The organism is Oceanimonas aquatica (assembly GCF_030732065.1).
Classification (GTDB): Bacteria; Pseudomonadota; Gammaproteobacteria; order Enterobacterales; family Aeromonadaceae; genus Oceanimonas.
The window spans coordinates 460,157-472,179 of sequence record NZ_JAVBHX010000001.1; the positions used below are offsets into that span (position 1 = coordinate 460,157).

Genomic DNA, 12,023 nt, shown 5'->3' on the forward strand with positions numbered 1-12,023 from the left:
GACAGAAAAGTGACTTTTCGGGCCCGCCAGCGGCCAGGGGCACGCGGAGCGCGGCACTCCATTCGAACGCCCGTTTCTGCTAGACTGCGCGCCAGATTTTTTGGCAGAAACGTGTTTATAAACAAACAGGGGTTTTGGTTTGGCGCAGTCGGTTGAACAGTTGCAGGCAAGGCTGAAGGAGTGCAGGGGCGCGGAGCGCGGACGGTTTCGCCGCCGGCTGCAGGGCGTGGCAAAGCTTAATGAGGCCAAACAGCAAAAAGTGCTGGAAAAAATTGCCCTGGAAATGGCCACCTCCATGGCCGAGCGCAGCCGCCGGCTGGCATTGCTGCAAAACCCCATTGCCTATCCGCCCCAGCTGCCGGTCAGCGACAAGCGCGACACCATCAAAAAAGCCATTCAGGACAATCAGGTGGTGATCATTGCCGGTGAAACCGGCTCGGGCAAAACCACCCAGATCCCCAAAATGTGCCTGGAGCTGGGCTTAGGCGTCGACGGCACCATTGGCCACACTCAGCCCCGGCGGTTGGCGGCGCGCAGTGTGGCCACCCGTCTGGCCCAGGAGCTGGGTTGTGAGTTGGGCGAGCGGGTTGGCTTCAAGGTGCGTTTCAGCGATCAGGCAAGCCAGGAGACCCAGGTCAAACTGATGACCGACGGTATTTTGCTGGCGGAAATTCAGCAGGACCGGCTGTTGCGCCAGTATGACACCATCATCATCGACGAAGCCCACGAGCGCAGCCTTAACATCGACTTTATTCTGGGCTACCTGCGCCAGTTGCTGCCCAAGCGCCCGGATCTCAAGGTGATCATCACCTCCGCCACCATCGATCCCGAGCGCTTTTCCAATCACTTTAACGAGGCGCCCATTATTTCGGTGTCGGGCCGAACCTATCCGGTGGAGCTGCGCTACCGCCCGCTGGTAGACGACAACCGGGAGCGGGACCAGCTGCAGGGCATTTTCGACGCGGTGAACGAGCTCACCAACGAAGGCCCGGGCGATATTCTGATTTTCATGAACGGTGAACGGGAAATTCGCGACACCGCCGACGCCCTGCGGAAGCTGGAGTTGCGCCACACCGAGATTGTGCCCTTGTTCTCGCGGCTGTCGAACGCCGAGCAGAACCGCATTTTTGAATCTCACTCCGGCCGGCGCATTGTGCTCGCCACCAACGTGGCGGAAACCTCCCTTACCGTGCCCGGCATTCGCTACGTGATCGATCCCGGCACCGCCCGCATCAGCCGTTACTCCTACCGCACCAAGGTGCAGCGCCTGCCCATTGAACCGGTGTCTCAGGCCAGCGCCAATCAGCGCATGGGCCGCTGTGGCCGGGTAGAGGCAGGCATTTGTATTCGTCTGTACAGCGAAGAAGACTTTTTAAACCGGCCGGAATTTACCGACCCCGAGATTTTGCGCACCAACCTGGCCTCGGTCATTCTGCAGATGCTCTCTCTGGGGCTGGGCGACATTTCCGCCTTTCCCTTTGTGGAAGCGCCGGAAAAGAAAAATATTTCCGACGGTGTTCGCCTGCTGGAAGAGCTGGGCGCGGTGCAAAGCGAGAAAACAGAACTCAAACTCACGCCGCTGGGTCGGGATCTGTCCCGCCTGCCGGTGGACCCGCGCCTGGGCCGTATGGTGCTGGCCGCCCGCGATTATGGCTGCGTGACCGAGGTGATGGTGATCACCGCCGCCCTCAGTATTCAGGACCCCCGCGAACGGCCATTGGAAAAACAGCAGGCCGCCGCCGAAATGCACCGCCGTTTTGCCGACAAGGACTCGGACTTTGTGGCCTACATCAACCTGTGGAACTACCTCAAGGAGCAGCAAAAGGCGCTCAGTGGCAACCAGTTCCGCAAGCAGTGCATGGGTGAGTTTCTTAACTATCTGCGAGTGCGCGAGTGGCAGGACATTTACAGTCAGCTGCGGCTGGTGGTGCGCGAGCTGGGCTTTGCGCTGAACAGCACGCCCGCCGGCTATGACAGCCTGCACCGGGCCCTGCTCACCGGCATGCTCAGCCAGGTGGGCCTGCGCGACGGCGACAAAAAGGAAATCATCGGCGCGCGCAACGCCCGCTTTGTGCTGGTGCCGGGCTCGCAACTCGCCAAAAAGCCGCCCCGCTGGCTGATGGTGGCCGAGCTCACCGAAACCCATCGGCTTTACGGCCGCACTGCCGCGCGCATTGACCAGCAATGGCTGATCGATGCCGGTGCCCACTTGCTCAAGTCCAGCTACAGCGAGCCGCACTGGTCCAAAAAGCAGGGCGCTGTGATGGGCTATGTGAGCCAAAGCCTGTTCGGCCTGCCGGTGGTGGTACGCCGCCGGGTCAACTACTCCGCTGTGGATCCCAAACTGTGCCGGGAGCTGTTTATTCGCCAGGCGCTGGTGGAAGGGGAGCTGCATACCCGCCACGAGTTCTTTCATCACAATAGAGCGCTGCTGGAGCAGGCCGAAACCCTGGAGCACAAGTCGCGCCGCCGGGATCTGGTGATTGACGACGACACCCTGTTCCGCTTTTACGACGAGCGCCTGCCCGCCGACATTGTTTCCATTCGCCATTTCGACAAGTGGTGGAAGGGCGCGCGCAAGGCCAACCCCGAGCTGCTGCACTTTACCGAAGAGATGCTGCTCAACGAGCGCGCCGGCGCCGTGACTACCCGCGACTACCCGGATGCCTGGCAGCACGACGGCCTGAATTTGCCGCTGGACTATCAGTTTGAGCCGGGCAAGGAAGAAGACGGTGTGACCGTGCGCATTCCGCTGCCGCTGCTGAACCAGGTGGCCGCCGAGCCCTTTGAATGGCAGGTGCCGGGGCTGCGCCGGGAGCTGCTGGTGGCGCTGATCAAATCCCTGCCCAAGCCCATGCGCAAGCACTTTGTGCCGGCGCCCAACTTTGCCGAGGCGCTGCTGGCGGCCATGACCCCGTTTGAGGGCCCGCTGCTCGACCAGATGGAAAAACACCTGCGGCGCATGACCGGCGTGACCGTCCCCCGTGAAAGCTGGGACTGGAATGCGCTGCCGGCGCACCTGATTATGCGTTTTGCGGTGGTGGACGCCGACGGCAAGGAATTGGCCACCGGCCGGGACCTGGAAAGCATCAAGCTTAGCCTGCAGGGCCAGGTGCAGACCGCACTCACCCAGGCGGTGGACGACGATCGCTTTGAGCAGGAGGGGCTGCTGAGCTTTCCCGCGAAAGCCATTCCGCAAACCTTTGCCGCCAAGCGGGCCGGTTTTGAGGTGAAGGCCTACCCGGCGCTGAGTGATCAGGGCGACAGCGTGGCGCTGCAATTGTGTGAAGACGAAACCAGCCAGGCCCAGACCATGTGGGATGGCCAGTGCAAGCTGCTGCTGCTGCAACTGCCGTCGCCCATCAAGTATTTGCAGGACAAGCTGCCCAACAAGGCCAAGCTGGGGCTCTATTTCAACCCTTACGGCAAGGTGCTGGATCTGGTGGACGACTGTATTCGCGCCGGCATTCACCAACTGATGCGCGAGCACGGTGCTCCGGCCTGGACGCCCGCCGAATTTGAGGTGCTGAAAGACAAGGTGGCCGGCGAGCTGAACCCCACGGTGGCGGCCATTGCCCTGCAGGTGGAAGAAGTGCTGAGCCGGGCGCAGGGGATAAAGAAGCGGCTCAAGGGCAAGATTGATCTGTCCATGGCCATGGCCATGTCGGACATTCAGGCCCAGCTCGACGGCCTGATTTATCGCGGCTTTGTGACCGACACCGGCGCCGAGCGGCTGAAAGATGTTTGCCGTTACCTGGAAGCCTTAAGCCGCCGGCTCGACAAGCTGGGCATAGATCCGCACCGCGACCGTGCGCACTTGCTGAAAATTCAGAACGTGCAGACCGCCTACCAGGCGCTGCTGAAAAAGCAGCCCAAAGGCAAGCCGCTGGACCCCGAGGTGAAAGCCGTGCGCTGGATGATAGAGGAGCTGCGGGTGTCGTACTTCGCCCAGACGCTTGGCACCCCTTATCCGGTATCGGACAAGCGCATACTGCAACAGATAGAAGCGCTGTAAACTTACCATCATCCGTCACTCCCGGGCTTTCCTCACGTCACCCCCGGCCTTTCCTCATGTCACCCCCGCGAAGGCGGGGGGCCAGAAACAGGCAACACCGGCGTTTAGCGAAGCAGCAGGGCCCTTCCAGCTTGCCCTCATTATCACCGCGTGTTAACATCCGCGCGCTTTTACAAGGCGAAGGCCGGTCGCAGCTTTCGTCATTAACCTCAAGAGAGAAAATTATGTCATTTGTATTTGAAGCCGAAGTGCGTTCTGACCTGGGGAAAGGTGCGAGCCGCCGCCTGCGTCATGAAGACAAAGTACCTGCCATCGTTTACGGCGGCAACCAGGAGCCGGTAGCCATTGCTCTGGACCACAAAAAAGTAAACATCGCTCAGGCCGAAGACGCCTTCTACAGCGAAGTACTGACCCTGGTCATCGACGGCCAGGAAGTGAAGGTTAAGGCGCAGGACATTCAGCGTCACCCCTTCAAGCCGAAGCTGACCCACCTGGACTTTGTTCGCGCCTAAGCGATACAGGTTACAGATAAAAAAACCGCCGAAAGGCGGTTTTTTTATGCCTGAAGTTCGATCTGGGTGAATGTTTTATGTACTCAATTGGGTCATTGTAAAAATACAATCACTCCCGTACTAGACTGGGAACACCCAGCATGGATAAACAGAATGTTTAACAGCAGAAAATTGCAGCAACGTATTGATGAGCTGGAGGCTGAGCTCGGCCAGTATCAAGGTATGCAGCAGGGGTTGATGAAGGAGATGATCTATTTCTCCCTCGACAGCAATGGCACATTGCTTGATGGCAATGACCTGCTGTTTGAATCACTGGGTTATACCCGCAGTGACTGGCTGCAGCGCCCACTGACCGACTTCATTGTGCCCAGTGCCATGAGCAAGGAGCATTGCCGGCTGATGCTCGACGCCATTCGACAGGGCCGACACTGGCATGGAGCCCTGCAACTGGTGAGTAAAAGTGGCAAGGAAGTCTGGTACCGGACCATTCTGCACCCCAGGCCCATCAGCCACACCGGCAGGACAGAGCTGGACGCCTATTCCACCGAGCTGACCAGAACCATTTCCCGCTCCCGGGAGAAGGAAGACATGCTGGCCGCCCTCAACCGCTCGTCGGCGGTGATCGAATTCAGCCTGGAAGGCGTGATCCTCAATGCCAACGACAACTTTCTCAATGCCATGGGCTATTCCCGCAGCCAGATCACCGGCAAACACCACAGCATGTTTTGTGATGCCGAGGAAGTCAATTCCGCCGACTATGATGCCTTCTGGCAGCGCCTGCGCGGGGGAGAATTTGTGTCCGAGCGCTTTCGCCGGCTCGACAGCCATGGCCGGTCGGTATGGCTGGAGGCGTCTTACAACCCTATACACGACGAGAGCGGCGAGCTTTACAAGGTGGTGAAGTTTGCCACCGTGATCACCGACCAGGTAAACCGGGAGCTGGCCACCGCCGAGACCTCGGGCATTGCCTATGACATCTCGAAGTCTACCGACGAAAACACCCTCAAGGGCATGGAGGTGCTCGATTCCACCATCAGCACCATGCACGGGCTCTCGCAGCAGATGGGTGATGCCAGCAAGGGCATATTTGAGCTGGATACTCAATCCCAGCGCGTATCCGAACTGGTGACCAGCATTCGCGGCATTGCCGACCAGACCAACCTGCTGGCGCTGAATGCGGCCATAGAGGCGGCCCGTGCCGGCGAGCAGGGCAGGGGCTTTGCGGTGGTGGCCGACGAGGTCAGAAACCTGGCTGCCCGCACCAGTGCTGCCACCGAAGAGATCATTCAGGTGGTGGCCGAAAACCGCACACTCACCGAGAATGCCGTCTCGCTGATTGAAGCAAGCATGACCAAGGCGCAACGGGCGCTGGCGCTCTCTAACGATGCCGGCAACGTAATGCAGGAAATACAGCAGGGCGCCCGCCAGGTGGTGGATGCCGTCAGCCAGTTCAAGCAGAGTTTGTAACTCACTAAAAACCGCCGCCAGGCGGTTTTTTTATGCTCACGTTACACAGCGCAAACGCCGTAACAGCAGCCACGCATTCTGCACGGCATATTTTGATTTTTGCAATTGAACCCGCCGCTTCATCCCGCCAAAATAGACCCTTTCGAGTACTGTTGTGACAGGAAATGGCGGCCTGAAACGTTAGGGCGGTAGCGTGTCTAACGGGCCGGGCGCTGCCAGCGGGAAGATAACCGGGGCTTTATCCCCGAGCGCTATCTGCTCATTCTGTAACGGCTGAATATCAACGCTGATGGCTGGCTGAAAGTGATGCGACTAAAAGGTATGCCACTCTGTTTTGCGGTAGGGCATATCAGAAAGCTGCAGTAGTTTGCCCGAGATAAAGGGCTGGCATGGGTCTTATTCGGGCAGCAGCTGCAGGCTATTTTCAGATAAGACAGAAAGTGAGTTTAACGTGTTAATATAATTGGGAAAAATTATGGGTGTCCCAATTTCCCTTTTTGAAAACGGACTTTACTGGATGACCTCCTTCCTCAAAAAAATTGAAGATATGCCTTTTGCCATTTCCAAAGGTCCGGCCACGGAAAAGGAGCTGGCGCTGATCGAGTTTCCGTTGGTGCAGACCTGTAGCACACGTTCGCTTGGACGAAGGAACCTGGTCGGCTTCTTTATTTTTATGGTCATTATGCTGTTCATCGCCTGGGGGATGTTCGCGTTGTCGATCCCTCTGGAATTGATCATTCTCTTCGTCATGCTCTGGAGTCTGCTGTGCTGGAGTACTTTGCGGATAGCTCTGGTTACATTGAAAACACCGGGGTGCTGGACGGTCACGCTGGATCACAGAGGGCTGGATTGGCGCTCACCGGATGAATCGCTGGAGCCTTCGTTTTTTCTGCCGCTGTCGAGCATCGAGTGTATAGGGACGGAGCAGACCTGGACGCCAGGACCGTTCTATCCCGACATGTACACCAACGTGATCAAACTTACGGATGGCAGCAACTACTATCCCCCCAGTCGCGCCGCGATCAATACCAACATGATTCAGGTGGGGTTGCAGAAGCTCGGCAAGCCCTATCGCATTACGCATATTCGCCCGATCAAGTAAGAAAAAACATTCATAATTTACAGGTTCCTGGCTTAATGCGGCCAAAAAGTATGCCTTGTTGTTGGCTATAAGCCACATTAATCGGCTGAAGACCATTTTTAGATAAGTCAGAAAGCGTATTTAACGTGCTAATATGACTGGAAAAAATTATGGGTGTCCCAATTTTTCACTGAACAGTTATGTGAGCCGATAGCGCCTCTGGATGGGTCGTTTTTATGGTGTTGGAACGGCTTACCTACAGAACTACTTGGCGTGGTTCAGAATCATTTAACATCAACAGAGTTCTTGTTTATCTTGGTTGAGAGGAGGAGTAACCCCATTGACCAACAGCCAATAAGAACAGAGCCATACCTATACAGTTATATTAGACTTTGCACCGGATTTGTGCCCGATTCCGCTCATCGGAGTTCTCGATTGGCAGCAAGCGGATAAATTGTACCCTTATAAATCAGTGGTTTATAAATCATTCACGAAAACATTCAAGACCAGCATGCAGAGTTATTGAGACGTCTCGTTTTCATACATAAGAGCATCGTTATTAAGGTTATTTTTATTTTTTAAATCATTGTGTTAATAAAAATTCACTGTAACGCTCGGTTGCTGGTTATTGAGCCGGGTCAATATACAAATGTTAGGATTTAGGAGATACAATTTGTTAGACCGTGACTTCAAGAAATTCCCACACAGACTAGCTCAAGGCGACGCCGTCGCTAGTCGGGGGAGTAATATTGCCAATAACGGGAATTATCGTCCTGATATAGCGATAAAAAACGTCTCAGGTGCGATCCATCTAATTCTAGAAAGTGAGAGGAAATCAGAACGAAAGGCCTTCATCGGAGCGTTGGTTCACGCCGCCAAGTACGCGGAAGACTCAAACGCAAAAATCACCCTTGTCTTTGTTATGAAAGAAACAGACAATCAAACAACGGTTGCCCAGGTAAGTACCAATATAAGACCCTATTATCGGTGGCTACATTCGCTTGGGGCCAAAAATCTGAATCGTGTTTTTCTTATCTCAGACGCCGAATACGATAACTCTGCGGACGCCAATGAAGTGCTTTTATCGGCTGAATTTATCGCACGATGTACTGCGCTATAAGGCTAACAAGTCAATCAACTTCGCGCTATCGCGCCGGTTATTGAGGCGTTATGTTTATCGGAGGAAAAATGCCTGAGTATGCGTTATTAAATAAGGTTGTCGACTATATGGAAGAGCACGGTAGCACCTACAAATCCGTTAATCTCGATATAGATGAACAATTGGTACAAGAGATTAATGTGGCGAACAAAAGCACTTTTACTCTTGAGCAACTCGAAAAAGCAGCAGACAAGTGTTTAGCACATGAGTGGCTTAATCATGCGTATTTGGGAGGTGGCAACTACAAAGGATTGCAAATAACTCCTAAAGGAATTGGCGTTGCTCGTTCAAAAAAACGTTCAGATGAGCTCAAAGCAAACAGAACGTTTCTGAAGAAAACTTCTGATTACATTGAAGAGCACAAGGGGCTTTTTCTTGTTTTAGGTTTTCTTTTAGCCCTAGCAACACTTGGTCTGAAACTTACGGGGTATTATTAATGGAAGATGGCAACTTTACTGTAAAGCTTAAATGTTTGTTTTGTGATTGTCCTTTAGAGGGAGAGCCTGATCAGGAGTTTCCTTCTGGGGACTTAATAAAATGTCAAAATTGTAATGAATTAAATGATTACGATGCGTTGTTAGATGTTGCGGCTGAAGAGGGGCTAACAATAGTTCAAGCTCACCTAGACGATCATTTAAAAAAGACGTTCGGTAAGCTCTTCAAAAAATAAACATAACAAACTGTTTAAGAGTGATTGTAGTTCCCCCGTTTTAGTGGACACCTCAGTCAAACGAAGGCGGGGCGTCCACTAAAGCGAGGGAACTACAGCGTCTATTATTAAATCGATGTTTTGTTGTGTCTGGCACAAGGGCTGGGAACCTGGAGAGAGTGGATATGCACCAGCACGAGAAAATCAACTATGTCGAATTTCCCGCCAAGGATATCGAAGCCGCCAAGGCTTTTTTTACCGCCGTGTTTGGCTGGCGCTTTGAGGACTACGGTCCCGAGCACACCGCCTTTTCCAACGAGGGGCTCAATGGCGGCTTCTTTCAGTCCGAGCTAACCGCCACCACCGAAAACGGCAGCGCCCTAATCGTGTTCTACAGCAAGGATCTGGAGCAGACCCAGGCGAAGGTGGAAAGGGCCGGCGGCTCCATCATCAAACCGATTTTCCCATTCCCGGGAGGGCGCCGCTTCCATTTCGGAGATCCCAATGGCAATGAGTATGCGGTCTGGTCCGATGTCGGGGCCGAGGTTCCGCCCCGTTAGGCGGGGGCTAGGTCCACATGCGCAGCAGCCAGTTTCGTTTCTACGGCCAGCTCAACGACTTTCTGCCACCCGCGCTGCGCCAGCGAACCGTGTGCTACCGCTATTCCGGTTCGCCGGGCCTGCGCGATGCTATCCAGTCCCAGGGCGTACCCCACACCGAGGTGGAGCTGGTGCTGGTGGATGGAGTCGCCCTGGGCTTCGATTTTAATCTTTCGGGGGGCGAGCGAGTCAGCGTTTATCCGCGCTTCAAGGCTTTCGAGCTGCAGGCGGGCCGGCTGGGGCCAGCGCCGTTAACGGTCCCCCGGTTTATCCTCGATGTGCATTTGGGCAAGCTCTGTCGCTATCTGCGGCTACTGGGGTTCGATACTGCTTACGGCAACGACTTTGAAGACAGCCATATCATCGACCGGTCCCTGGCCGAGCGGCGCATTATTCTCACCCGGGATCTGGGGATCCTCAAGCAGGTGCGGGTGCAATACGGATATTTCATCCGCGCCACGGATCCCGACTGTCAGATTGAGGAGGTGTTGCAGGCCTTTGAGCTGATGGCGCGTTGCCGGCCCCTGAGCCGTTGTATCAACTGTAACGGTGAGGTAGAGCAGGTCGCCAAGTCGCAGGTTGCAAGCCGCCTTCCCGATGGCACCCGCCGCAGTTACCAGCTGTTCTATCAATGCCGGACATGTGGCCAGGTCTATTGGCGGGGCGCACACTATGCAAGGCTGATGCAGAAGCTGGCCCGGCTTCGGCTTTCCCCCTAGGCTGAACCGCGTCAACGGCGAAAGATGGCAGGCGGCGTTCACCACCCGGTAGCGGGGGGCGGTGCTGGAATGAAGGTGTTATGTTTTATGGGGAGGCTGGTAAGCTTCAGCCAGGTTTGCTGGATAAGGAAGACCCATAATGAGTGCAAAACCGGAAAGAGATATTGAAAAGTCCTATTCCACATCAGAATTTGTGGCAAAGCTGAGACGCCTCGCCGATGCGCTGGAGAATGGCGAGAAATTTGAAATACAGATAGCCGGCGAAAGAGTCTATGTTCCCGTTCGTGCCGTTTACAGCATTGAGCACGAGCGGGAAGATTCAGAAGAAGAAATAGAGTTTCAGATAAAATGGACTCATGAATAAATGGTGCTGGCCCAGCGGGTCAGGCCGGCGGTCACACTGCCGAAGTGATCCCCAATCACAATGGGGGTCTGCTTGAATTGCTGTTGCAAAAACCGGTTCAGCACCGGCGACTTGGCGGTACCGCCGGTAACGAACACCACATCGGGCTGAGTGCCGGCCTCGGTAATGGCGTCGTTTATCAGGGTGGCAATGCTGCTCAGCTCGCGGTTGCAGGCCCGGGCAAAGCCGTCCCGGTCGAGCTGAACGGTCAGCGCCTCGTCTATGTCGAACAATTCCACCTGTTGTGTGCTTTGCTCCGTAAGCGCAATTTTGCTTTGCTCGGCGGCGTTCACCACCCGGTAGCTGAGCTTGTGCTTTTGCACCGTCAGCAGCCGGGTGACCAGCTCGGGTTGGGCGGCGTCCCGCACCAGCTGCTGCAAAAAACGGCCATTGGCGGCGCTGTAAAACTCGGTTTGCTGATTAATATCGTTAATGGCCACCGCCTGCCAGTAGCTGTTTACCGGAATGGCCTTGCCGGTTTTCAACTGGCTGTCCAGACCAAAGGCCGGCATCATGCCTTTCAGCGCCAGCGCAATATCAAAGTCGTTGCCGCCCACCCGCTCACCGCTGTGGCTGAGCAGATCCCGGCTGCGGTCCTGCCTCGCCGCCTGCTCCGGCCCCATGAGCAGCATGGAGCAATCGGTGGTGCCGCCGCCAATGTCCACCACCAGCACTCGGGTTTCCTGGCTCAGGCCCGCTTCATACTCAAAGCCCGCGGCCACCGGCTCAAACTGAAACTCCACGTCCTTAAAGCCCACCCGTCTGGCGGCATTGGTCAGAATGGCGATGGCCTGCCGGTTGCTTTCTTCTCCCCGCAGGCCCTGAAAGTTCACCGGGCGGCCAATTACCGTCTGGGTTACGCTGCGGCCCAGGGCGGCCTCGGTGAGCGTTTTTACGTTGCTCATCATGGCCGCCACTATGTCTTCAAACAGTTCAATTTGCGGCGGTAGCAGACCGCTGGCTCCCAGAAACGACTTGGGCGACTTGATGTAATAGCCCTCGTCGGGCTCCTGCAGGTAGTTGGCCAGGGCCTCACGGCCAAAAGACAGGTCGCCGGAAATGCCATCCAGCGCCAGCTCTCTGAGCTCGGCCTGGCCCTTTTGCAGTGCCAGGGGGCGTTGCCGCTTGAAGGTGTCTTGCTGTGTCGGAGGCAGTTGCTGATACAGCCAGTTAGCGATCACCTCCCGGCTCGGGGCATACAGATTTGACGCTATGTACCGGCCGTGATCGCCCAGCGGCAGAATGCTCGGGGTGTTTTCATTCATCACGCCAACGGCACAGTTGGATGTGCCATAGTCAAATCCGATCATAGTAAGGCCCCAAAGCAAAAAAAGGCCGCGAAGCATACCGGCATATGCAGCCTCAGGCAAGGCGGCCGCCAAAAGTCATCATGGTGCAACAGGCGGGAGCGTATGCTTG

The 12,023-nt window shown here is 55.6% G+C and carries 11 protein-coding genes and 1 pseudogene; 11 read left to right on the forward strand and 1 reads right to left on the reverse strand.

Features of this window, described 5'->3' with window-relative positions:
- Window positions 1–139: 139 nt before the first annotated feature.
- From hrpA to Q9290_RS02225, 11 genes and pseudogenes are all read left to right on the forward strand, one after another.
- A complete protein-coding gene (gene hrpA, locus Q9290_RS02175; protein WP_371930883.1) occupies window positions 140–4,015 on the forward strand; it encodes an ATP-dependent RNA helicase HrpA in 3,876 nt (1,291 codons plus the stop codon).
- Between the two features lie 224 nt (window positions 4,016–4,239).
- Window positions 4,240–4,527 (forward strand): 50S ribosomal protein L25, encoded by a 288-nt coding sequence (gene rplY, locus Q9290_RS02180; RefSeq protein WP_306077991.1) that lies wholly within the window; start codon window positions 4,240–4,242, stop codon window positions 4,525–4,527.
- A gap of 153 nt (window positions 4,528–4,680) precedes the next feature.
- Window positions 4,681–5,994: a methyl-accepting chemotaxis protein gene (locus Q9290_RS02185; RefSeq protein ID WP_306077992.1), complete on the forward strand. Its 1,314-nt coding sequence runs from the start codon at window positions 4,681–4,683 to the stop codon at window positions 5,992–5,994.
- Window positions 5,995–6,457: 463 nt separating this feature from the next.
- Complete coding sequence (locus Q9290_RS02190) at window positions 6,458–7,096, forward strand: hypothetical protein (RefSeq protein ID WP_306077993.1); 639 nt, start codon at window positions 6,458–6,460, stop codon at window positions 7,094–7,096.
- 139 nt (window positions 7,097–7,235) lie between these two features.
- Window positions 7,236–7,361, forward strand: a pseudogene (locus Q9290_RS02195) (IS1595 family transposase); the annotation flags it as partial.
- Window positions 7,362–7,748: 387 nt separating this feature from the next.
- Window positions 7,749–8,195, forward strand: a complete 447-nt coding sequence (locus Q9290_RS02200) for a hypothetical protein (protein WP_306077994.1) — start codon at window positions 7,749–7,751, stop codon at window positions 8,193–8,195.
- 50 nt (window positions 8,196–8,245) lie between these two features.
- Complete coding sequence (locus Q9290_RS02205) at window positions 8,246–8,671, forward strand: hypothetical protein (protein ID WP_306077995.1); 426 nt, start codon at window positions 8,246–8,248, stop codon at window positions 8,669–8,671.
- A complete protein-coding gene (locus Q9290_RS02210; RefSeq protein WP_306077996.1) occupies window positions 8,671–8,904 on the forward strand; it encodes a hypothetical protein in 234 nt (77 codons plus the stop codon). The genes Q9290_RS02205 and Q9290_RS02210 overlap by 1 nt, the downstream gene beginning before the upstream one ends.
- A 164-nt stretch (window positions 8,905–9,068) precedes the next feature.
- Complete coding sequence (locus tag Q9290_RS02215) at window positions 9,069–9,443, forward strand: VOC family protein (protein WP_306077997.1); 375 nt, start codon at window positions 9,069–9,071, stop codon at window positions 9,441–9,443.
- 17 nt (window positions 9,444–9,460) lie between these two features.
- Entirely contained in the window at window positions 9,461–10,201 is a 741-nt protein-coding gene (locus Q9290_RS02220) for a Mut7-C RNAse domain-containing protein (RefSeq protein ID WP_306077998.1), read from the forward strand.
- A gap of 139 nt (window positions 10,202–10,340) precedes the next feature.
- Window positions 10,341–10,565 (forward strand): amphi-Trp domain-containing protein, encoded by a 225-nt coding sequence (locus Q9290_RS02225; protein ID WP_306077999.1) that lies wholly within the window; start codon window positions 10,341–10,343, stop codon window positions 10,563–10,565.
- On the opposite strand, the gene yegD is transcribed toward Q9290_RS02225, so the two are convergent.
- The gene (yegD, locus tag Q9290_RS02230; RefSeq protein WP_306078000.1) at window positions 10,556–11,914 is read right to left on the reverse strand and encodes a molecular chaperone; all 1,359 of its coding nucleotides are present in this window, start codon (window positions 11,912–11,914) and stop codon (window positions 10,556–10,558) included. The two genes, Q9290_RS02225 and yegD, sit on opposite strands and share 10 nt — an antisense overlap.
- Between the last annotated feature and the right edge of the window lie 109 nt (window positions 11,915–12,023).